The 22,088-nt window shown below is 38.5% G+C and carries 19 protein-coding genes and 3 tRNA genes; all 22 read left to right on the top strand.

Annotated elements, in window-relative coordinates; translation table 11 throughout:
- The first annotated feature begins 561 nt into the window (after nucleotides 1-561).
- The 22 genes from NFR27_RS01410 to NFR27_RS01515 all read left to right on the top strand — a co-directional run bounded on the left by NFR27_RS01410 (nucleotide 562) and on the right by NFR27_RS01515 (nucleotide 22,087).
- Nucleotides 562-637, top strand: a tRNA-Trp gene (locus NFR27_RS01410).
- Nucleotides 638-765: 128 nt separating this feature from the next.
- Nucleotides 766-842: transfer RNA gene (locus tag NFR27_RS01415), tRNA-Arg, on the top strand.
- 28 nt (nucleotides 843-870) lie between these two features.
- Nucleotides 871-947 (top strand) — tRNA-Arg (locus NFR27_RS01420).
- 240 nt (nucleotides 948-1,187) lie between these two features.
- The gene (gene nhaA, locus NFR27_RS01425) at nucleotides 1,188-2,354 is read left to right on the top strand and encodes a Na+/H+ antiporter NhaA (RefSeq protein WP_251444198.1); all 1,167 of its coding nucleotides are present in this window, start codon (nucleotides 1,188-1,190) and stop codon (nucleotides 2,352-2,354) included.
- Between the two features lie 178 nt (nucleotides 2,355-2,532).
- Entirely contained in the window at nucleotides 2,533-3,702 is a 1,170-nt protein-coding gene (nhaA, locus tag NFR27_RS01430) for a Na+/H+ antiporter NhaA (protein WP_251453880.1), read from the top strand.
- 303 nt (nucleotides 3,703-4,005) lie between these two features.
- On the top strand, nucleotides 4,006-4,782 hold the full coding sequence (locus tag NFR27_RS01435; RefSeq protein ID WP_251444205.1) for a peptidoglycan-binding protein: 777 nt from the start codon (nucleotides 4,006-4,008) through the stop codon (nucleotides 4,780-4,782).
- Nucleotides 4,783-5,033: 251 nt separating this feature from the next.
- Entirely contained in the window at nucleotides 5,034-5,864 is an 831-nt protein-coding gene (purR, locus tag NFR27_RS01440) for a pur operon repressor (protein ID WP_251444208.1), read from the top strand.
- Nucleotides 5,865-5,866: 2 nt separating this feature from the next.
- Nucleotides 5,867-7,246: a bifunctional UDP-N-acetylglucosamine diphosphorylase/glucosamine-1-phosphate N-acetyltransferase GlmU gene (gene glmU / locus NFR27_RS01445; RefSeq protein WP_251444210.1), complete on the top strand. Its 1,380-nt coding sequence runs from the start codon at nucleotides 5,867-5,869 to the stop codon at nucleotides 7,244-7,246.
- Between the two features lie 110 nt (nucleotides 7,247-7,356).
- Nucleotides 7,357-8,310 (top strand): ribose-phosphate diphosphokinase, encoded by a 954-nt coding sequence (locus tag NFR27_RS01450; protein WP_115309481.1) that lies wholly within the window; start codon nucleotides 7,357-7,359, stop codon nucleotides 8,308-8,310.
- 64 nt (nucleotides 8,311-8,374) lie between these two features.
- Nucleotides 8,375-8,953 (top strand): aminoacyl-tRNA hydrolase, encoded by a 579-nt coding sequence (gene pth, locus NFR27_RS01455; protein WP_251444213.1) that lies wholly within the window; start codon nucleotides 8,375-8,377, stop codon nucleotides 8,951-8,953.
- Between the two features lie 281 nt (nucleotides 8,954-9,234).
- On the top strand, nucleotides 9,235-9,432 hold the full coding sequence (locus tag NFR27_RS01460; protein ID WP_251444216.1) for a hypothetical protein: 198 nt from the start codon (nucleotides 9,235-9,237) through the stop codon (nucleotides 9,430-9,432).
- Between the two features lie 146 nt (nucleotides 9,433-9,578).
- Nucleotides 9,579-10,082, top strand: coding sequence for an NUDIX hydrolase (locus NFR27_RS01465; protein WP_251444219.1), 504 nt, complete (start codon nucleotides 9,579-9,581; stop codon nucleotides 10,080-10,082).
- 193 nt (nucleotides 10,083-10,275) lie between these two features.
- Nucleotides 10,276-11,787, top strand: coding sequence for an aminotransferase class I/II-fold pyridoxal phosphate-dependent enzyme (locus tag NFR27_RS01470; RefSeq protein WP_251444256.1), 1,512 nt, complete (start codon nucleotides 10,276-10,278; stop codon nucleotides 11,785-11,787).
- 8 nt (nucleotides 11,788-11,795) lie between these two features.
- On the top strand, nucleotides 11,796-12,476 hold the full coding sequence (locus NFR27_RS01475; RefSeq protein ID WP_251444222.1) for a dTMP kinase: 681 nt from the start codon (nucleotides 11,796-11,798) through the stop codon (nucleotides 12,474-12,476).
- A gap of 98 nt (nucleotides 12,477-12,574) precedes the next feature.
- The gene (locus NFR27_RS01480; RefSeq protein ID WP_251444224.1) at nucleotides 12,575-13,618 is read left to right on the top strand and encodes a DNA polymerase III subunit; all 1,044 of its coding nucleotides are present in this window, start codon (nucleotides 12,575-12,577) and stop codon (nucleotides 13,616-13,618) included.
- On the top strand, nucleotides 13,615-14,460 hold the full coding sequence (locus NFR27_RS01485) for a PSP1 domain-containing protein (protein ID WP_251444227.1): 846 nt from the start codon (nucleotides 13,615-13,617) through the stop codon (nucleotides 14,458-14,460). The genes NFR27_RS01480 and NFR27_RS01485 overlap by 4 nt, the downstream gene beginning before the upstream one ends.
- On the top strand, nucleotides 14,450-15,172 hold the full coding sequence (locus tag NFR27_RS01490; RefSeq protein ID WP_251444229.1) for a tRNA1(Val) (adenine(37)-N6)-methyltransferase: 723 nt from the start codon (nucleotides 14,450-14,452) through the stop codon (nucleotides 15,170-15,172). The genes NFR27_RS01485 and NFR27_RS01490 overlap by 11 nt, the downstream gene beginning before the upstream one ends.
- Complete coding sequence (rsmI, locus tag NFR27_RS01495; RefSeq protein WP_251444231.1) at nucleotides 15,162-16,022, top strand: 16S rRNA (cytidine(1402)-2'-O)-methyltransferase; 861 nt, start codon at nucleotides 15,162-15,164, stop codon at nucleotides 16,020-16,022. Before NFR27_RS01490 ends, rsmI begins: the two co-directional genes overlap by 11 nt.
- Nucleotides 16,023-16,036: 14 nt before the next feature.
- Complete coding sequence (gene metG / locus NFR27_RS01500) at nucleotides 16,037-18,010, top strand: methionine--tRNA ligase (protein ID WP_251453882.1); 1,974 nt, start codon at nucleotides 16,037-16,039, stop codon at nucleotides 18,008-18,010.
- Between the two features lies 1 nt (nucleotide 18,011).
- Nucleotides 18,012-18,782, top strand: coding sequence for a TatD family hydrolase (locus NFR27_RS01505; protein WP_251453884.1), 771 nt, complete (start codon nucleotides 18,012-18,014; stop codon nucleotides 18,780-18,782).
- Nucleotides 18,783-18,988: 206 nt separating this feature from the next.
- Nucleotides 18,989-20,527: an exopolyphosphatase gene (gene ppx / locus NFR27_RS01510; protein WP_251453886.1), complete on the top strand. Its 1,539-nt coding sequence runs from the start codon at nucleotides 18,989-18,991 to the stop codon at nucleotides 20,525-20,527.
- A 9-nt stretch (nucleotides 20,528-20,536) separates the two neighbouring features.
- Nucleotides 20,537-22,087: a Ppx/GppA phosphatase family protein gene (locus NFR27_RS01515; protein ID WP_251444239.1), complete on the top strand. Its 1,551-nt coding sequence runs from the start codon at nucleotides 20,537-20,539 to the stop codon at nucleotides 22,085-22,087.
- Nucleotide 22,088: the final 1 nt, after the last annotated feature.

Here is a 22,088-nt window from a genome sequence, read left to right on the forward strand (position 1 = left end):
CGAACACAGTAGTTAAGCTCGTAAACGCCGAAAGTACTTGGCTGGAAGCGGCCTGGGAGGATAGGTAGTCGCTGATTGATCAAAGACATCAACTTAGGTTGGTGTCTTTTTTGGTATAGCTTCCTATCCGACCAGAAGCTGAGAAAAGTAGTAAACTGCCTTTATAGGGGTAAAAGGGCGAACAAAATCAAATGAATTACTTAAATCGATATTAAAAACTTCTTAGCAAATGGTTTCAATAAGTGAAAAGCACTAAGAATGTGATAGTTAGAAAAATAAGGCTCTATTAATATTCTTTTAGCTGCTACAACTCTTTTATTTACACTATTTATAATCTTATTGGATATTAGTAGGTTGAATAGGAGGGCAAATTTTTCGCCTCCTAGAGCCTTAGAAAATACAATTTTATGTGTTTTACTATTAATTTATAGAGGGTCTATGGTAAAAAAATATATGATAGGATGTATTTAAATTCTGAGTTTAAGATATTAAAATAGTGTTTGACATTTTACTCAACTTTTGTTATTATATTCTAGTATCAAGTGTGACTTGATACTACATAGGGGTATAGCTCAATTGGTAGAGTAGCGGTCTCCAAAACCGTTGGTTGTGGGTTCAAGTCCTACTGCCCCTGCCACAATATAGAAAGCGACCTTAGGGTCGCTCATTCTATTGTTTAGGCTAGATTAATTCATTTTGAATGAATTTTAAATTATGCTTGCATTGGATAGTATATTGTGGTATCATATTCGAGTGGTAAGTTATGACTCAGTAGCTCAGCTGGATAGAGCGTTTGACTACGAATCAAAAGGTCGGGAGTTCGAATCTCTCCTGGGTCACCATTTTACTCACATAATTGAAAATTTACATGACTCAGTAGCTCAGCTGGATAGAGCGTTTGACTACGAATCAAAAGGTCGGGAGTTCGAATCTCTCCTGGGTCACCATTATTAGAACCATACGAAAGTATGGTTCTTTTATTTTTACTTGATAGACATAATTCCTTCTCTTTTTATTCGTTATTCTTTAATTAGACAGATGTACCTTCAAAATGCACAAAATGAATTTCTGTTTGTTGATAAAAGATGATATAATATTATATATAAAATGACGGAATGAAATAATTATACAGGAGATACTTTTCAGACTATATTGAAAAGTATCTCTTTAGAAAGAAGAGGACGCGTATGAGTCAAATCAAAGCTTTTTTACAGTCTCCCTCTGCTGGCGGTATTCTACTGTTAATTTCTGCAGCTTTAGCCATTGGAGCAGCTAACTCACCATTTTCAGAACAGTATTTTCAGTTCTTGAAATTCAATTTAGGACCATTCCCAGTTGAATTATGGGTGAATGATGTGCTGATGGCAATCTTCTTTTTAAGTGTAGGCTTGGAAATCAAGCATGAAATGATTAATGGGGAATTAAATACAAATGCAAAACGGGTATTACCAACTATTGCTGCTTGTTGTGGGGTAATAGTGCCTGCTATTATTTATTTTGCTTTTAATTATGATAACCCTTTATATCATCGAGGATGGGCTATTCCAACGGCTACGGATATAGCGTTTTCTATTGGTGTTGTATCCTTATTGGGATCGCGTGTACCTGTTGCGATGAAGGTTCTGCTTACGACGTTAGCTGTAGTTGATGATTTAATTGCTGTTGTAATTATAGCTGCTTTTTATACAGAGAGCTTACAATTTTTATACATGGGATTTGGTGTATTAATATTTATTTTGCTAATGATTTTAAATAAGCGAAATATATTCAATCCTTTACCTTATGTATTACTCGGCATTATTTTATGGTATTGTATTTTTAAATCTGGCTTGCATGCTACGTTGTCTGGTGTATTTTTGGCTATGACGATTCCATATCGAGCACAGTATAAATCAGGTAAGTGGATTTCACCAGTAATTCAATGGAATGCAGCGTTGATTAAGTGGATAACTTTTATAATTTTACCTTTGTTTGGTTTTATTAATGCAGGCGTATCATTCCATGATTTTTCATTCAACGATTTATTCCATCCAGTAGTTCTCGGCGTTTCACTAGCACTCTTTTTAGGCAAACAAATTGGGGTATTTAGTACAGTATTTATTTTAGTTAAGGCTAAACTAGTTGATATGCCGGTTCATGCGACTTGGTCTCACGTGTATGGTATAGCTGTTTGTTGCGGGATTGGCTTTACAATGAGTTTATTCGTGGACTTATTGGCGTACCCGCCAAGTCATGCGCAAGAGATGGCTAAAATAGGGATTTTCATTGGATCTATTTTATCTGGTTGCATTGGCTATGTAGTATTACGTTATTTTACGCCAGATGTATCGGAATTAGAAAAGAAAGACTCATAATTTATTTTAGTATTCAATTTAGTAATACTAGCTTGCGGAAAAGGCTCACCATTTTAGAGTGGTGAGCTTCTTCCATTATTGCAAGCCTCTTTTTATTTGCGGTATAATATATTTAGTGTTTATTAATGACGAATTATTAAGCAGTATATATTAAATATAATTTGAAGTGAGGGAGTACATGGAGCGTTTAAAAGAACTATTACATGCACCTGCTACAGGTGGTATACTATTGTTATTAATGTCAATTCTTGCAGTAGGCATTGCGAATTCTGGGTGGTCTGAGGCGTATATCTCATTTTTACATCTGATGTTAGGGCCACTATCCGTTGAACTTTGGGTTAATGACGTATTGATGGCTATTTTCTTCTTGGGCGTTGGGCTAGAAGTAAAGCATGAAATGCTAGAAGGGGAATTAAACACCCATGCAAAACGATTCTTGCCAACTATTGCAGCCCTTATGGGGGTACTCGCACCAGCGTTGGTATATGCAGCCTTTAATTATAGTGATGCAGAATTATTGCGTGGTTGGGCGATTCCAACAGCTACTGATATTGCCTTTTCTATAGGTATTATTTCATTAGTAGGTACGCGGGCGCCCTTGGCGGCTAAAGTGTTTTTAACAACTTTGGCGGTGGTAGATGATTTAATAGCAGTTATTATTATTGCTGCGGTGTACACCACAACCTTTAATTTTGCTTTTATGGGTGGGGCGTTAGCCATATTTATTCTTTTATTAATTTTTAATAAAAAGAATGTAGTAAGCCCTTGGCCTTATGCGATTTTGGGGATTGCCCTTTGGTTCTGTATTTTTAAATCGGGTCTACATGCTACCTTAGCCGGTGTTATCTTAGCTATGACAATTCCATCGCGAGTATGGAAAGGGGATAAAGAGATTCTTCCTTTAAATCAATGGCATCATGCATTGGCTTTATGGATTACTTTCTTAATTGTGCCTCTATTTGGTTTTGTAAATGCAGGTGTATCATTTGGCGATTTCCAGAGTAGTGACTTATTTCATCCTGTTGTGTTAGGGATTGCTTTAGGCTTGTTTTTAGGTAAGCAGATTGGTATTTTTGGCATTATGCTAGTATTGGTAAAATCTAAATTAGTAAAACTACCAAATCAGTTGACTTGGACACATATGTATGGTGTAGCACTTTGTTGTGGTGTAGGCTTTACTATGAGTCTATTTGTTAATTTATTAGCGTTAGAGCCAGGACATACTCAAGAATTAGCTAAAGTAGGTATCTTCCTAGGTTCTATCGTATCTGGCGTATTGGGCTATGTAGTTCTTCGTTATGTAGCGCCAGAATGTGAAGTTATTGAAACAGATGATTTTTATGAGTAAGGTGTGCTTATTTAAATAATATTTTGCAATTGCTGATAAGTTAGAATCATATAGTAAGTTCGTAATAAAAGAGTTGTTTATCCTAAATTGGATTGTTTGGGGAAAGCAACTCTTTTTATTTTGAAAAAAGTAATCATGGTGGGAAAATTGTTTGAATTAAGCCTAAAAAGTGGTGACAAGTATTGCTTAAAAGGGGCAAATTTTGACAAAAAGCCCAAAATACGGTAAAATAGTGTTGCATTTAGATACGAGGTGGAAATATTGAGAAAACTTAGAATAGTGACAGTTCTCTTGACGTTTCTAATGGCTTGTACATCTGTTGTACTAGCCGATGTAGGACGCGGTGATCGCGGTAGTGAGGTGCAACTTGTTCAGCGTTTGATGATAACGCAGGGGTACCTTGTAGACCAAGCTGATGGTATTTTCGGCAATAATACAGAATATGCAGTACGCGCATTTCAATCACAAATGGGCTTATCTGCTACTGGCCGAGTTGATGGTGATACCTTAGCAGCGATGAAAGAGAACAATAAGCTGTTTGCAGCAGCGCAACAGTCTCGCAATGTGCGCAATAACGTGGAAGTTTCCCGTTTTGGCGATCGAGGCCGCTCTGTCTCTGACTTGCAAACTCGTTTAGCCAGCAGTGGTTTTTCACCAGGTTCCATTGATGGTATCTTTGGTCAAGGAACAGCTAGCGCTTTAAAACGCTTTCAAGAAGCTAATGGCTTAACTGTAACTGGTGAAGTAGATAGTGAGACAATGACGTTGCTTTCTCAGCAACCAGGCGTTCCTACAGAGTATAAGAAAGCTCTGACAATGAACGCTACTGCCTATTCAGCATATGATCCAGGTAATACAGCTTACACAGCTCGTGGTAATTTATTAAAACGAGGCTATGTATCTGTTGATCCTGATGTGATTCCTTTAGGCACAGCTGTATACGTAGAAGGATATGGCTATGCGGTAGCTGATGATACAGGTGGCAGTATTATAGGTAATCGTATCGACTTAGCCATGGATTCGCATGGTGAGGCCATTCAATTTGGTCGTCAAACGGTTACGGTATATGTATTAGATTAATAGGGATATATTTTAGAGAAGAGTTAGTACTTGGTAGGTATTTAATTATTAACATCTAAAATGCAGCAAAAGCCTTCGATAGGAATCGAGGGCTTTTTGTGTTATACGAACGTTCGAAAAATTTTAGTTCTTAATGTATGGTTTTTTAGGGAAAAGTATATATTTAATACTTATTTTGTGGTATCCTTAAAGAGAGAAAAGAGTTGTTGGCTGAGGCGACAACGTTATTTTTTTGTATAAGGAGGTATACAGTGGAAAAAGTGCGACGCGTCGAGCGCATGGTAGCGCTTACTAAACTGTTAGTAGATTCTCCGCAAGAATTGATATCTTTACGCTATTTTTGCGAATTCTTTGATATTGCTAAATCAACGTTAAGCGAAGATTTAAGTTGTGTAAAAGCATCCTTACAGCATTTTTCATTAGGAACCATTGAAACAGTAGCTGGTGTAGCTGGTGGTGTTCGGTTTATACCGTATCGTCAAGGAGAGCGGGCTTTTGCCGTTCTTAAAGAAGTACAGCAGCGTTTACAAGAACCAGATCGAGTGATTCCTGGTGGTTTTTTATATATGTCAGATATTTTATATGATTGGCATATTACGAGCCGTTTAGGCGAGATTTTTATGACTCGCTTTGCTGAACGGAGGCCAGATTATATTATGACCGTTGAAACAAAGGGGATTCCTTTAGCGGTCATGGTAGCACGTGCTTTTAATAAACCTTTAGTTATTGCACGCCGTGATAGTAAGGTAACAGAGGGGTCTTCTATAAGTATTAATTATGTGACCGGATCTTCGCGGCGGATTCAAACTATGTCATTGACAAAACGGGCGATTCCACCAAAATCTAGAGTGCTACTCATTGATGATTTTATGAAAGCTGGTGGCACGGCTAACGGTATGAAAGAGTTAGTCACTGAAATGGGAGGCACCGTCGTGGGGACTGGCGTTTTAGTAGCAACAGCTTCACCTAGTCCTAAAGTAGTCGGTGATTATGAAGCATTACTCGTGTTAAATGGGGTTGATGAAACCGCACGGACAGTTGATATTGAACCAGTATATTGCAAGCCTAATGAGGAGGCCTAATTATGAAACATATAACATCTTTAATTTTAGCAGCGGGCAAAGGAACGCGCATGAAGTCTAAACTGCCAAAAGTATTGCATGCTGTTGCTGGTAAGGCTATGGTAGAACGAGTTCTTGATACAGTAAAAACTGTTGGTACAGAACGTAATATTGTTATCGTTGGCTTTGGTGGTGAAGCGGTGCAAGCTCATTTGGGTGACCAAGCTGAATTTGTAACCCAACATGAACAAAAGGGGACTGGCCATGCGGTAAAACAAGCGAAGCCTTTATTGGGCGCCTATGAAGGGACAATTTTATTGCTCTGTGGCGATACACCATTAGTGACCAAAGAATCTTTAGAAGCTTTATTAGCTGAACATGAGGCTACTGGTGCAGCGGCTACAGTATTAACAGCTCATATGGCAGATCCAACAGGGTATGGTCGTATTATTCGTGATGAGGCAACTGGCAAAGTATTGCGCATTGTGGAACAAAAGGATGGTCGTCCAGACGAATTGGCTGTGCAAGAAATTAATACGGGTATGTATGCCTTTGATAGTCAAAAATTATGGCCTTGTTTAGAGCAATTAGCTGATGATAATGCACAGGGTGAGTTGTATATTACAGATGTAGTTGGCATTCTTGTAAATCAAGGTGACCGTGTAAGTGCCTACATGATGGATAATGAAGAAGAGTCCTTAGGTGTTAACTCGCGTGCACAATTGGCAGAAGCAGAACGGATATTGCGTAATCGTACGAACCGCCAGTTTATGGATCAAGGGGTGACTATAATTGATCCTAGTAACACATATATTGCACCGGAGGTTGAAATCGGTGCCGATACAGTGATTCATCCGGGAACGATTTTAGAAGGGAATACAGTCATTGGCGAAGGTTGTGAAATTGGTCCGCACAGTCGTTTTACGAATGTAGTTGTTGGTGATGGTGCTGTTATTTATTTTACATATGCTCATGATTGTGAGGTAAAAGCTGGTGCTGATATTGGCCCATATGTTCATTTACGACCTAATACGGTGATTGGTGAACGTGTTCACATTGGTAACTTTGTAGAAGTGAAAAATAGTATTGTAGGTGAAGGCACTAAGTTCCCACATTTATCCTATATTGGTGATAGCGATGTAGGCAGTGGTGTTAATATTGGCTGCGGTACAATTACAGTCAACTATGATGGGAAAATAAAGCATCGTACGCATATTGGCGATGGTGCTTTTGTAGGTTGTAATTCAAACTTAGTAGCACCTGTATCTATTGGTGATTATAGCTATATTGGAGCTGGCTCAACGATTACTAAAGATGTGCCAAGTAAATCTTTGGCTGTTGGTCGTGCCCGTCAAATTGTGAAAGAAAATTGGGTAACTGATGATACATTTAAGAAAAAATAAAAAATTTTGATTACTTTTTTGCAATGTAGGTAGTAAATAGTATACAATAATAAAGAATGAGGTTTGCTAGGAGCAACGAAGTTATTAATAAGCAAAAGGGGTATTGAATCATGGCATTTGAAGACGGTAAGAAACTTAAAATTTTCACAGGCAATGCAAATCCAGAGTTGGCGAAAGAAATCTGTGATTACTTAGGCTTACCTTTAGGCGAAGCATTTGTAGGTCGTTTCAACAATGGCGAAGTTCAAATTATGATTGATGAAAGTGTACGTGGTAAAGATGTTTTCATCGTACAACCTACAAGCTATCCAGTGAATGACAATTTAGTGGAATTGTTAGTAATGGCGGATGCTCTAAAACGTGCATCAGCACGTCATATTACAGCCGTTGTACCTTATTATGGGTATGCACGTCAAGACCGCAAAACTCGTGGTCGCGAACCAATTACAGCTAAATTAGTAGCTGATTTAATGCAAACAGCAGGGATTACTCGATTGGTAACTATCGATCTTCATGCTGGTCAGATTCAAGGCTTCTTTAATGTGCCAGTGGATCACTTATTTGGTGCGTCTATTTTAGCAAAATACATTAATGAAAAAAATATGGAAGATTTAATCGTAGTATCTCCAGATCTTGGTGGCGTTACACGGGCTCGTGATTTGGCTGACCGTATTGGAGCGCCTATTGCGATTATTGAAAAGAAACGGCCTCAACCAGGGGTAGCAAAAGTAATGAATTTAATTGGTAATGTAGAAGGCAAAAACTGTATTATCATTGATGATATTGTTGATACAGCTGGTTCTTTAGTTGAAGGGGCTAAAGCGCTTAAAGAATTTGGTGCTAAATCTGTTATGGCCTGTGTAACACATGCTGTATTAACAGACCCTGCTTGTGAACGTATTGCTAATTCCAATATTAAAGAATTAATTGTAACGAATACGATTGATTTGCCAGAAGAACATAAATTGCCTAATATTACGTCATTATCAGTAGCACCTTTATTGGGCGAAGCGATTATGCGTATCTTCCACGAAGTGTCGGTAAGTAATTTATTTGATAAATAATACACCTACAGACTGTTTGGTTCAGCCCGTAGTGTGTTGACTATGAAGGATAAGGATTTAAACAGTGAAAATGGTAGTCGGTCTGGGAAATCCAGGCAAAGAGTATGAGAAGACAAAGCATAATATAGGCTTTATGGTGATTGATGCTATGGTTGAAAAAGAAGCTCATACACCATGGCGTGAAGACTTTAAAGCTTTAATTACCACAATTACTATTGATGGTGAAAAAGTGTTACTGGTAAAACCACAGACATTTATGAATGCTAGTGGGGAGTCAGTAGGCCCTTTGATGCGTTATTATAAAATTGACCCAGCCGATGTATATTGCGTTTATGATGATATGGATTTACCAGTCGGTAAATTGCGCATTCGCCCTAATGGTAGTGCTGGTGGTCATAATGGGATTAAATCACTGATTGCTCATATAGGGACATCAGAGTTTCCTCATTTCCGTTTTGGTATTGGTCGTCCTTTGCCACAATGGACTGTTATTGATCATGTGTTAGCACCTTTCCCTGAAGACCAACAAGAAAAGGTTTCTAAGGGGATTAAAGCCATGGCAGAGGCAATTTTAGGCACCTTAGAAGTGGGGATTGATAAGGGAATGAACTTATACAATCCAAAGAAAGGGCGTCGGAATTAAGATTTGATTTTATTTGCAACATATGAGTGAATATGTTATAATTTTAAACTCAGCCTAAAAATAACTTGACATATTCTAATAATTTCGATATAATTGATATATTATCCGGAATAGATTGTCAGTGTTAATGCTTGAGGAGGATGAACTTTAAACCCAACAACGTCATAATCTTGAACATTCCTGTGCAGTCGAAAAGGGTATGTGGTAATAACCCAACCACTTTAAGAGCAGTTGGTTTTAACCCAAATCGCTGTAAGACATTATTACAAGGAGGTTCGATTATGAACAAGATTAAAAGTTTATCGAACCGCTTATCGGTGCTGGGATATAGTGGTTTCGAGATTTCTCACATTATTAATAACGCCTCAAAAGGCAAAGAATTAACAACATTAAGTGGCAGACAGCTACGATATGTTATTCAGCAAATGGAAAAATATGTAACGCTTGGGACGCAGTATGCAGCCGCTTATAGTAAATAAGATAGCGTAAGACACAGGAGACTATACGGAGTTATAGTCTCTTTTTTTTCGATATAAAATAATTTATAATATGGATTTGAAGTTTATAATATAGATTTGGAAGAATAAAGAGTAGAGTTTAAGTGAGCTATATACTGGAGGATTGCATGTTCGTACGTCAAAATAGTAAAAATCGTAAATCACGCCCATTGTCACCAAGAACACGCCGAGCCCCACGAATGGGGATGTCAGTAAAGTGTATGATTTTTTGTGATGGAGATGTGTTACTTTTACAGAAGAAAGATCGAGAAGGCCTTAGACCTTGGGAATTTCCTGGTGGTGGGTTAGAATTTGGTGAAGATTTACATGATGCGGCCTTACGAGAAGTGCGAGAAGAAACAGGTTTAACGGTAGAATTATTAGATGTAGCTGGACTATGGTCATATAAACGTACAAAATTGCAATTCTTAACGGGTGTTATTTTTATCGCAAAAGCTACCAGTCGAGATATTGTTTTATCAGAGGAACATACTGACTTTGCTTGGGTGAAACCTTCTGAGTTCCATACGTATCGTTTACAAGATTCATTGCGCCAAGCTTTAGAACGAATTCAGACTAGTAGCGAACGAGGTCAAGAATTACGCCAGTATTTTGTAGATACATTCAAATAGACAGTTTGGCAAGAGGTATGCGTTAAAATATATGAAGAAAAATAAAATGACGGCTAATAGTGAGCCTCATAGCAAAACTGAACTTCAGAGTACAACTGATGCTTATAATACTGTTGACGCTCAACGTATAGTTGAAGCTCAAAGTACAATTGAAGTTCATAGTAGAAATGAGAAACAATATTCACAAGAACGAATGCCTTTTGTAGAAGCCTTAGAAGCTTATGCGAAGGATGGTTTTACTGCCTTTCATACACCAGGGCATAAATTAGGGGTAGGGGCACCTACAAAATTAAGACAATGGTTGGCTAATGCCTTACCCTATGACTTAGGTGTTATGTATGCCCTCGATGATTTGCATGAACCAGAAGGGGCTTTAAAAGAAGCACAAGATTTAGCAGCCCAATTATACGGAGCTGATCAAACTTGGTTTTCTATTAATGGTACAACTGCTTTAATTGAAACCATGATTATGGGGACTGTAGGTCCTGATGATACAATTATTATACCTCGTGAAGCGCACCGCTCAGTTATGGGCGGTTTACTTTTGAGTGGTGCTAGGCCTGTTTATTTGAATGGCCGTTTTGATGAACGCTGGGGAGTGCCTTTGGGAACGACAGTAGCAGAAGTCGAAGCTACTTTATTGGCTCATCCAGAAGCAAAAGCGTTAGTTTTAGTAAATCCTAATTATTACGGTATTGCTATTGATTTAAAAGCTATTATTGAAGTGGCTCATGCTCATGGTGTGATGGTGTTAGTTGATGAAGCCCATGGCGCTCATTTACCTTTTGGTAAACAGTTACCTCACAGTGCTTTAGCATGCGGAGCTGACGTAGTAGCGCAGAGTACGCATAAATTAATAGGCTCTTTAACCCAGACTTCTATGCTTCATTGTCAGGGATCACTTGTGAATCAACGACGTATTACACAAGCACATCAAGTGTTGCAAAGCACGAGTCCCAATTATATTTTCTTGGCTTCCTTAGATATGGCGCGGCAACAAATGGCTATGGAAGGACGAACTTTGGTAGGGCAAGCGGAACAGCTAGCTAACGACTTGCGGAACGCATTGCAGGCAATACCAGGCATTGCTGTACCAGAGGCTGATGATTTTGCTGATATTTATGAGTATGATCAGACCAAAGTATTGATAGACTTTAAAGCGTTGCAGTTAACTGGGAGTGAAGCGGAACAGCTGTTGCGTAAGGAAGGTATTGAAGTTGAGTTAGTACAGGGGTATCATGTCTTAGTCTTAATTACCATAGGGGATACTGCTGATTCAATAGGGCGGCTGGTAAAAGCCGTTCATCACATTGCACAGAAGGCTTCTATTCATAAGAGTACAGCGACTATAGAGAGTAAAGCTTCTATTTTAAACCATGCTAACATGACTGATTTAAAGGAAGAAAAGGCTGGCTCTGATAGTGCTATTTTAAGCACAAAGCTACCTACTCCAGAAGTTGTGTTAACGCCACGGGCAGGATTTTACCAGCCTATGACTAGTATCCCCTTAGTGGAAGCTATAGGCCGTGTTTGTGGTGAGACTATTAGTTATTATCCACCAGGTATTCCATTTATTGCTGTAGGTGAACGAATTACGCCAGCTGTGGTAGAATATATAAGAGAGCGACAAGCCCAAGGATATGTTCCCAATGGGAGTGCAGATAAATCGTTAACTATGATTCAAGTAATTGAAGATGTGCGGTGAGGTGTAATATGGGTCGATTGATTATTATTGAAGGTGGCGATGGCAGTGGTAAGGCAACGCAAACTGCTTTATTGCAAGACCGTCTAGTAAAAGAAGGATATACCGTAAAAGCGGTTAGTTTTCCTAATTATGATAGTCCAGCGGCGATGCCTGTTAAAATGTATTTAGCTGGTGATTTTGGTAAGAATCCCAATGATGTTAATCCCTTTGTAGCAAGTAGTTTATATGCAGTGGATCGGTTTGCTTCTTTTCGTATGGATTGGCAACAGGATTACGAGTCAGACAGTATTATATTGGCTGATCGCTATACTACGTCTAATATGGTTCATCAAATGGTAAAATATGAAGACCCTATAGCTAGAAGTCAGTTTTTAGATTGGCTAGAAGAGTTTGAATTTGTAAAATTTGGTTTGCCTAGACCTGATTTAGTGTGCTTATTGGATATGCCTTTAGCTGCTAGTGAAGCTTTGATGCGTGACCGGAAACATAAAACTGGTGGTGCTACTGGTGATATTCATGAGCGGGATCATGAGTATTTAAAGCGCGTTCATGGTGCTTATGATGAGTTAGTGGCGCGATATGGGTGGCAACGAATACCTTGTACAACAGAAGACTATCAGCTTCGGACTATTGAAGCGATTCATGACGATGTTTATAGAGCTGTACGCTCATTGTTGGATGAGAAGTAATAAGTTGTTTTTTAGGGCCTTTACGGTATATAATAATATATTGTAAAGGTCTTTTTTATAAAGGATTTTTCAGCAAGAAACGTTACGCAGGAGGTGCTATGTCGTATTTTGATCATGTCATTGGGCAGCGTTCGATTATTGCTCATTTAACAGCATTGGTTGAACGAGGTACATTACCACATAGTGTATTGCTATATGGTGAGCAAGGCCTAGGAAAACTCAATACGGCAATAGGATTGGCGTCCTTATTAATAGGTCGTCCTGTTTTTTCACCCGATGGAGGGGCTTCTTTTTTAGAAGCTGTAGCTTCAGCTCGCGTAGCAGATGGTGAATCAGAGAAAAAGACAGAAGCAGAGGGTTTGCCTATATATATTGACCGAGGCGATGCTTTTTGGCTGCGCCCTATGAAATCTGTGCTAAAAGTTGAGCAATGGTATGAATTGCTTACTTCTTATTTAGGACGGGCTAGTGAAGGGCGCCGGGTGGTAATAGTGGAAGACTTTCATACAGCCAATGCAGTGATGGCGAATGCTATGTTAAAAACTATTGAAGAGCCCCCAGCTAATGTTTTTTTCCTTATTATTACGAATCAAATTGCCACTGTATTACCTACTATAAAATCTCGCTGCATGCTAGTTCCTTTTGGGCCTGTAGCTGATAGTGAGATTGAAGCTGCGTTAGCTAAGGAAGGTATTCAAGGTGATTTACGACAAGCTTTAGGTGCTGGTCAAGGGAATCCTGCCTTAGTTCGTGAACTTGCGTTGAAAGGGGCCTTGCCCTTATTAGAACAAGCTATGAAAATTATGGAAGGATTACCTAGACGATTATTTTTTACACACTTAAGTTTGCAAACAGAAGCATTGAGTCGGGATGATATGAGAGAGCTTATGGGGTGGTTACGCCTATTAGCAAGAGATATGATGGCACTACGCGTTGGTGCCCCCGATGAAGTATTACAGTGTCCTTTACAAAAAGCGCGGATGTTGGCCATTTTAGAACAGTGGCGGGTTAAATCGCTATTAGCGGTGGAACGAGAGACATTAGCGGCCGAAGAGGCACTTCGATTATATGTAAAAGCCGGTTTAGTCATGGATGGCGTGTTAATTGCGCTACGACAAGCCATAAAGGAGGACACCCAGTGACTACCATTGTTGGAGTTAGATTTAAAAAAGCGGGCAAGATTTACTATTTTGCTCCCGGTGGTGCTAACCTAGATTTAGGCGATGGCGTTATCGTAGAAACAGCTCGGGGGTTAGAGTTTGGTGATGTGGTGATTGCCCCTCGTCAGGTGGATCCTGAGACTGTTGTTCAACCCTTAAAAAGTGTAATTCGTAAGGCAACGCCAAAGGATTACAAGCAAGTTGAGAAGAATAAACAGCGAGAAGAAAAGGCCTTTGAGATTTGCTTAGAAAAGATTGCTAATCGCAAATTGCCAATGAAACTTATCAATGTAGAATACACATTTGATATGAATAAAATTATCTTTTTCTTTACCGCTGATGGTCGTATTGACTTCCGTGATTTAGTAAAAGATTTAGCTACAGTATTCCGCACTCGTATTGAATTACGTCAAGTGGGTGTACGTGATGAAGCTAAAATACTCAATAGTATTGGTGCTTGTGGTCGTCCACTTTGCTGTGCTACATTTTTAGGTGACTTTACGCCTGTATCAATTCGTATGGCAAAGGATCAGAACTTGAGTTTGAACCCTACTAAAATTTCGGGCGTTTGTGGCCGACTTATGTGCTGCTTAAACTATGAGAACGATCTCTATGCTAAAGGTGGCGATTTGTATACACAAAAAGCTAAAGTAGTACCTGTTGTAGTGGAGCCACCAGGAATTGGTAAAGATGTTGTGACTGATGAAGGGATGGGGAAAGTCCTCAAAATCAATCGCAATAAGAAAACTGTCAAAGTCCAATTAGAAGAAGGTCGCACGATTGATCTTCCATGGACAGAAATTGTGTTGCCTGATGAAGAATAATGAGCGCTTAGATGATTTATTAATTGAGGGCATGAAATTATGGCAACGAACAGATCAATTTTGTTTTGCTATTGATGCCGTTATATTAGCTCATTTTCCAAAATTTCATGAGAAACGAACATATGCTGATTTGGGCACTGGTACAGGTGTTATCCCTTTGTTGATGACAACCCGTGGGGCCAAGCAGATTACAGCCATTGAGGTAAATCCCTTGATGGCTGAATTAGCGGCACGCAATGTTGAACTTAATAAGAAAGAAGACTTCATTGAAGTGGTTCAAGCTGATTATTGTCAATTAAGTGGCGCTATGTGGATAGGCCGTTTTGATGGTATTCTTATCAATCCGCCGTATTTTAATTCGCAACAGGGAAAACAGCCTCAAGCGCTTGATGTAAGTTTAGCACGTCATGAGATGAAGTATTCTTTGGCGGCGATTGTGCAAGCAGCGGCTCGATTAGTAAAATACCGTGGTCAGGTGTGGTGGATTTATAATGCGGAACGATTGGTAGATTTAGTAGTTGCTTTACGTTCTGCCAATTTAGAACCTAAGCGACTTCGCTATGTGCATAGTTTTCCCCATACAAAAGCTAAATTAGTTTTGATAGAGAGTTGTAAAGCTGGTCAGGTTGGCCTTATTACAGAGCCACCTTTGTATATATATGAGCAACCTAAGGTGTATAGTGAGGAGGTGCGTAGTTGGTATGAGCGATAAGAAAGGAACCTTATATTTGGTGCCTACGCCGATTGGCAATTTAGAAGATATGACGTATCGGGCTGTTCGTGTGTTGCAGGAAGTTCACACCATTGCCGCCGAAGATACTCGTCATAGTGGGTTGCTATTAAAGCATTTTGATATTAAAAAGCCCTTGATTTCCTATCATGAACATAATAAAGAAGTGAAAGAAGAACCTATTATGGAATTACTTTTAAATGGTCATGATGTGGCTCTTGTTAGTGATGCAGGTATGCCGGCCATTTCAGATCCTGGAGCTGAATTAGTGCAAGCTGCTATTGAGGCGTCTATTGAAGTAGTTCCATTACCAGGACCTAATGCAGCTTTAACAGCCCTCATTGCTTCAGGCTTAGATACAAGGGAATTTACGTTTTTAGGTTTTTTACCTAAAAAAAGTAGTCATCGTCAGGCTTTATTAGAGCGCGTGGCAACGTATGAAGGTACTTTGATATTTTATGAAGCACCTCATCGTTTACAAGCCTCGTTACAGGAGTTATATAAATATTTAGGCAACCGTCCTATAGTGGTAGGTCGAGAATTAACTAAGAAGTTTGAAACCTTTGTGCGCACGGATTTAGCTAATTTACAGGAGGCTGAGGCGTGGATTACTATTAAGGGCGAGTTTGTGTTAATCATTGGTGGTGCTAGCTATAGTGAAAATAGTGAGAATGAAAATACACAAGTTGATGCTAGTGATTATGTAAGTGCTGTAACGATGCTTATGGAAGAAGGAATGGCAAAAAAAGAGGCCATTCGGGAAATAGCTAAACGGACAGGCGTTTCAAGACGAGATGTCTATAATGCAGTGGAAACAGCCCTGCGCGATTAAGAGGAGGTTATTGTATGTCTGATACAACTAATAAACGATTTTATATTACTACGCCAATTTATTATCCAAGTGCTAAATTACACATTGGCCATACCTATTGCACAACGATTGCGGATACAGTGGCACGTTTCAAACGTCGTGCTGGTTATGAAGTACGTTTTTTAACAGGGTCTGATGAACATGGTCAAAAAATACAACGTGCTGCCGAAGCCATGGGTATTACCCCATTAGAATATACGACAAAGATTGTAAATGGGTTCCAAGAATTATGGAAAGCATTGAACATTTCCAATGATGATTTTATTCGTACTACAGAAAAACGTCATGAAAAAGTCGTACAGTATTTATTCCAAAAGGCCTATGACAAAGGGGATATTTATAAATCTAAATATAAAGGTTGGTACTGTACTCCTGATGAAACATTCTGGACTGAACAAAAATTAGGACCTAATCATACGTGTCCAGATTGTGGTCGTCCTGTGGAAGAAGTAGAAGAAGAAAGCTATTTCTTTAAAATGAATAAATACGCTGACCAGTGGCTACAATTTATTGAAGAAAATCCTGATTTTATTCAACCAGAAGCACGTCGTAATGAAATGATTCAGTTCGTAAAACAGGGTCTTGAAGACTTATGCGTATCGCGTACTAGCTTTGACTGGGGTATTAAAGTTCCATTTGATCCTAAACATGTTGTATATGTATGGTTTGATGCGTTAGTTAACTATATTAGTGCGTTAAATCCATTAGAAGAGGATAAGAGCTTATTTGAAAAATTCTGGCCGGCGGATATTCATTTAGTGGGGAAAGAAATTGTTCGTTTCCACTCGATTATTTGGCCGATTATGCTTATGAGTTTGGAACTTCCTATTCCAAAGAAAGTGTTTGGTCATGGCTGGCTTGTAGTTGATGGCACAAAAATGAGTAAATCCCTTGGCAATGTAGTGGACCCAATCCCATTGATTGATATGTATGGCTCTGATGCGTTGCGTTATTATTTGCTTAGTGAAATTCATTTAGGTAATGATGGTAACTTTACTTTGCCAAACTTTGTACAGCGAGTAAACTCCGATTTAGCTAATGATTTAGGTAACTTATTAAATCGTACTGTGGCTATGATTGAAAAATATCATGGTGGTGTTATTACAGCTATGCCTTCGGTTGGTGAGTATGATAAAGATCTAGCTGCTTTGGCTGTGCAGACTGTAAAAGATTATGAAACCTATATGGAAGCGTTTGATTTAAATCGCGCTTTAAAAGCTGTGTGGGCTCTTATCAGCCGTACCAATAAATATATTGATGAAACTATGCCTTGGGTATTGGCTAAAGGCGCTAATGAAGGGGATGCAGAAAAACTACAGACTGTTATGTATCACTTAGCAGAAGCGCTTCGTATTATTGCAGTGTTAGTCGATCCAGTAATCCCTACAGGGGCTCCTAAAATTTGGGACCAGTTAGGTTTAACTGGCTTTGCGGGGGCTACCTTAGATGATGTTCGTCAATGGGGTGGTTTAGCTACAGGTACTAAAGTCGTAAAAGGGGATCCAATTTACCCTCGCTTCGAAGTGCCTGAAATGATTGAAACGCCGGCTGTAGCTAATGAAGTTGTTGTAGCTCAGGACGAGAATGAAGCAACTGAAGCGGCACAAGAAATTCCACCAATTAAAGAAAATATTGAATACGATGATTTTGCTAAATTAGATTTACGGGTAGCACAAGTTATTTCTTGTGAAAAAGTTAAAAAATCTAAGAAACTTTTAAAATTTGTTCTTGATGTAGGTGTAGAAGAACGGATTGTAGTGAGTGGTATTTCTCAATATTATGAACCAGAGAGCATGATTGGTAAAAAAGTAATCTACTTAGCTAATTTAGCCCCTAAAAAATTAATGGGCATTGAATCTAGCGGTATGATTTTATCTGCCTCCGATTTTGCTGATCATTTAGAAGTAACTAATATTGAATCCTTAATCCCAGGAAGTTTGGTGAAGTAAGATGCGTTTATTTGATACTCATGCGCATATTAACGATAATCGCTTTGATAACGATAGAGAGGCTATGCTTGAAGATTGTTTAGCTCAAGGCGTAGAATTTATTATGTGTCCGGCGGTGGATCGTGAAACTGCTGAATCGGCTATTGCTCTAGCAGCTAAGTATGACTTTGTATATGCGTCAGTGGGTGTACATCCTCACGAATCAAAAGATGTAACCGAAGCTGATTACGAATACTTTAAAGAACAAGCGTTGCATAATGATAAAGTAAAGGCCATTGGTGAAATTGGCTTAGATTATTATTATGACTTTTCTGATAGAGATACTCAGATGCGCGAATTTAAACGTCAACTAGACTTAGCTCGTGAAGTAGATTTGCCTATTATTATCCATGATCGTGATGCTCATGGTGATATTATGGACACGCTGCGTACTTATGGTAAAGGTAACTATGGTATTTTCCACTGCTATTCTGGAAGTTGGGAAATGGCAAAAGAATGTATTAAAATGGGTTATTATATTTCTTTTGCAGGCCCTGTGGTATTTCCAAAATCTACTAAATTAAAAGAAGTAGCTAAAGAGGTGCCATTAGATCGTTTGTTGATTGAAACAGATTCGCCTTATTTAACGCCACCACCATTTAGAGGACGTCGTAATGACCCTAGTAAAACACAATTTGTGGCGCAAGAAATTGCTAGCCTTCGTGGCATGGATCCTGATGAATTAGCAGCTATTGCCCTTGAAAATGGGAAACGTATATTTAATATAAAATAGAAAAGTAAACATAAAAAGAAAGGCTCCTTTTGCTAGTTTGGTGAAGGGAGCCTTTCTTTTGTTTTATCCGTAAATTATAAGTAACCCTTTGGAAATTACTAGAAATTTTGTATAAAACACGTAAAGATTATGTAATATTCTTGAAATACCCTTTCAGTTTCGGTAAGATTAAGGTAACATATTGTTTTAGAGTGAGAGGTAAAAATATGAAGCGTGTTTCATTTATTGATTTAGGATCTAACTCCGTTCGTTTTGTAATTATTGAAATTAATAAAAATGGAAGTTATCAGCTTATATATCAACAAAAGGAAAGCATTCGTTTAAGTGAAAATATGTGGGAGAAGAATCGTCTCACCGATGAAGCGATTGACCGTGCTATTTTGACTTTAAAGGGTTTTGCTCATATGGCCAAGGCTATGGAAAGTGAAGAGATTTACGCGGTCGCTACAGCGGCAGTTCGCTTAGCTAAAAATGGTGATGATTTCATTCGAATTGTGAAGGAACGAACCGGCATTAATCTAGAGTGTATTGATGGTTCAGAAGAAGCCTTTTTAGGGTTCTTAGGGGTTGTTAATACTATCGGCTTAGAAGATTTTATTCTATTCGATTTAGGTGGCGCTAGTATTGAGATTACCTTAGTTAAGAGTCGCAAGATAAAACAGAGTGTAAGTTTGCCTATGGGCGCACTCACTTTGACAGGGGAGTTTCAAAAAGGCGATGAAATGAGTGAGAAGGAACGTAAAAGTCTTATCTCATACATTCAAGACATGCTTAGCAAAGAAAAGTGGTTAAAAAATAAGCAATTACCTTTAGTTGGGATTGGTGGCACCGTACGTAATTTAGCTAAAATTGATCAGCGAGCTCATAACTATCCCATTGCAAAATTACATAATTATGAACTCACGTATGAACGTTTAGATGAAATTTATGATATGGTTTGCAATAAATCCTTAGAGCAGCGTCGTAAAATAGCAGGTCTTTCTGTAGAACGTGCTGATATTATTATTGCTGGCACAGCTTTAATTAGAGAACTTATGCAATTTGTTGATGCGAATACAATTCGTGTTAGTGGTTGTGGCCTTCGCGATGGCATGTTCTATCGGTATTATGGCGAACATTATTTAAATCCAGATGGTATTATTGATAATATTTTGATGCACTCCACTCAAAATGTATTGCTTGGTATGGTTCAATGTGATTTAATCCATGCAAAATATATTACGAATTTAGCCACCATGTTATTTGATCAATGGAATTTAGTATATCAGTGGGGCGAACGAGCACGAGAATTAATACAAGTAGCTGCGTTACTTCATGATTTGGGAAAAAGCATTAACTATTATGGTCATGCGCGACATAGTGCGTACTTAATTGTAAATAGTAATTTATATGGCTTATCCCATCGTGAGCAGGCTATTTGTGCCTTTGTAGCAGCTAATTCACATGGAGCCAATAATAAGTTTATTAAGAGTTCGCCTTATGGGCATTTATTAAGCACTGACGATAAGACTATGATAGCTCAAGTATCCCTCATATTAGCGTTGGCTGAGGCTATTGATGAAAGTCATGAGCAATCGGCTGTCTTAGTTAATTCTGATTTTACAGATAAAGATATTACTGTAACAGTTTGGAAAAAGCCAGGGGGCAATACATCGATGGCTGAGGTGGTGATTAATAAATTAATCAAACAATGTAAGAAAGATTTTAAAAAGAATCTACTTGTAGAATGGCGTGAAGCCTTGTAAGGAGGTATTATGGCCTTAGAAAAGCCGCTCTTGTATGGAATTATCCATTTAGGGGCTAGTAGCATGAGTATGACAATCGTAGAATATACAACGATTGATGATGTAAAGATAATTGAATATGCGTCTCGTGATGTTACCTTCGGAGAAGAGCTGTTTCATAATAAACGCTTGTCATTTCAAACGATTGAAGAAATTTGCCGGCTCTTAAAAGGCTATAAACGACTGATGAAAGAAAATGGCGTAACGGAGTATACCGTGTATGCCACGGCCATTGTGCGTGAGGCAGAAAATCGTCGTAGTATTATGGACCAAATCTTTATGCAAACAGGCTTTAAAGTAGAAGTTGTGGATATGCCTAAAGAAATTTATTTTAAATATTTTGGTCTTTATTATCATATGATGCATCAAGGGTTAACCAATACAGATGATGCTGCATTGTTCCTTGATATTACATCTGGTGGTGTAGGTATTACCGTTTGGAAAGGCGGGGCCTTACTATTTCAGGAAAATATCCATATTGGTACGTTACGGGTAATGGAGTCCTTTAATCGTAATCAGCGGTCCTCGTTGTCTTTCCCAGATGCGGTAGGTGAATACTTGCATAGTATGCTAAAACCAGTGGAAGAGGAAGTACGTCGTTTTAATGTTAAATATTTTGTTTTATCAGGGGACGAGGCTCGTGAAATTGCTAATTTGATGGGGTTTGAAACTCATGGTAAAGAGACTATGGCTTTATTGCCTAAGCAATTTGAAGAGTTCGTTGAGTCTTTCCATGGGGTAACGGCGACTAAGTTAGTCAACCGTTATCAATTACCAGAATATCGGGCTAATATTTTAATGCCTACCATTGTTTTGTATTCTGAACTACTTAAAATGGTTCATCCGCAAAGTTTATTGATTAGTTCCTATGGGTTTGTGGATGGGGTAGTCTTATACTATGGGGCTGAAATTGAAAATAATAAGTTTTTATATATGATGCGCGAGCAAAATTTACAGTTAGCTAGAGCCATTGCAGAGAGTTATCAGGTGGATACGAAGCATGCTCGTGAAGTAGAACGTTTTTCCCTCCAGTTATGTCGTGGGCTACTTGAATATGGCATTACAGATCGTATGATTTTTGTCCTTCAATTGGCGGCTATTTTGGCTGAAGTTGGCAAATTTGTTAGTTTACGCAATCATAGTGAACACGCTTATCATATTATTATGGGCACAGACTTATTTGGCCTATCGGATAGTGAAAAGGAAGTTGTTGCTAATGTAGTGTACTATCATTACAAGGGTAAACCAGATGATGATGATGAAAACTTCCGTTATTTAAAAGAATCGCAAAAAGTATGGGTCATGAAGTTTGTCGCCATATTGCGTTGTATGCGGGCCTTAGATGTAAGTCATAAACGTAAGATTTCAAAAATTGCTGTGAAACGTGATGATAAAAAAATGATTGTCAAAGTGCATACAGACCAAGATATATCATTAGAGAAGTGGACCTTTGAGAGAGAAGCTGAATATTTTAGCGAAGTATTTGGTTTGGAAATGGTCTTACGTATAGGAGGCAAATAAG

Source organism: Veillonella intestinalis (genome assembly GCF_943192895.1).
Classification (GTDB): domain Bacteria; phylum Bacillota; class Negativicutes; order Veillonellales; family Veillonellaceae; genus Veillonella_A; species Veillonella_A intestinalis.

Bases quoted from the DNA above. Each gene is read 5' to 3' on its own strand.
- nhaA (WP_251444198.1), top strand. From the start codon at position 1,188: ATGAGTCAAATCAAAGCTTTTTTACAGTCTCCCTCTGCTGGCGGTATT.
- nhaA (WP_251453880.1), top strand. From the start codon at position 2,533: ATGGAGCGTTTAAAAGAACTATTACATGCACCTGCTACAGGTGGTATA.
- NFR27_RS01435 (WP_251444205.1), top strand. From the start codon at position 4,006: ATGGCTTGTACATCTGTTGTACTAGCCGATGTAGGACGCGGTGATCGC.
- glmU (WP_251444210.1), top strand. From the start codon at position 5,867: ATGAAACATATAACATCTTTAATTTTAGCAGCGGGCAAAGGAACGCGC.
- NFR27_RS01450 (WP_115309481.1), top strand. From the start codon at position 7,357: ATGGCATTTGAAGACGGTAAGAAACTTAAAATTTTCACAGGCAATGCA.
- NFR27_RS01460 (WP_251444216.1), top strand. From the start codon at position 9,235: ATGAACAAGATTAAAAGTTTATCGAACCGCTTATCGGTGCTGGGATAT.
- NFR27_RS01465 (WP_251444219.1), top strand. From the start codon at position 9,579: ATGTTCGTACGTCAAAATAGTAAAAATCGTAAATCACGCCCATTGTCA.
- NFR27_RS01470 (WP_251444256.1), top strand. From the start codon at position 10,276: ATGCCTTTTGTAGAAGCCTTAGAAGCTTATGCGAAGGATGGTTTTACT.
- NFR27_RS01475 (WP_251444222.1), top strand. From the start codon at position 11,796: ATGGGTCGATTGATTATTATTGAAGGTGGCGATGGCAGTGGTAAGGCA.
- NFR27_RS01480 (WP_251444224.1), top strand. From the start codon at position 12,575: ATGTCGTATTTTGATCATGTCATTGGGCAGCGTTCGATTATTGCTCAT.
- NFR27_RS01490 (WP_251444229.1), top strand. From the start codon at position 14,450: ATGAAGAATAATGAGCGCTTAGATGATTTATTAATTGAGGGCATGAAA.
- rsmI (WP_251444231.1), top strand. From the start codon at position 15,162: ATGAGCGATAAGAAAGGAACCTTATATTTGGTGCCTACGCCGATTGGC.
- metG (WP_251453882.1), top strand. From the start codon at position 16,037: ATGTCTGATACAACTAATAAACGATTTTATATTACTACGCCAATTTAT.
- NFR27_RS01505 (WP_251453884.1), top strand. From the start codon at position 18,012: ATGCGTTTATTTGATACTCATGCGCATATTAACGATAATCGCTTTGAT.
- ppx (WP_251453886.1), top strand. From the start codon at position 18,989: ATGAAGCGTGTTTCATTTATTGATTTAGGATCTAACTCCGTTCGTTTT.
- NFR27_RS01515 (WP_251444239.1), top strand. From the start codon at position 20,537: ATGGCCTTAGAAAAGCCGCTCTTGTATGGAATTATCCATTTAGGGGCT.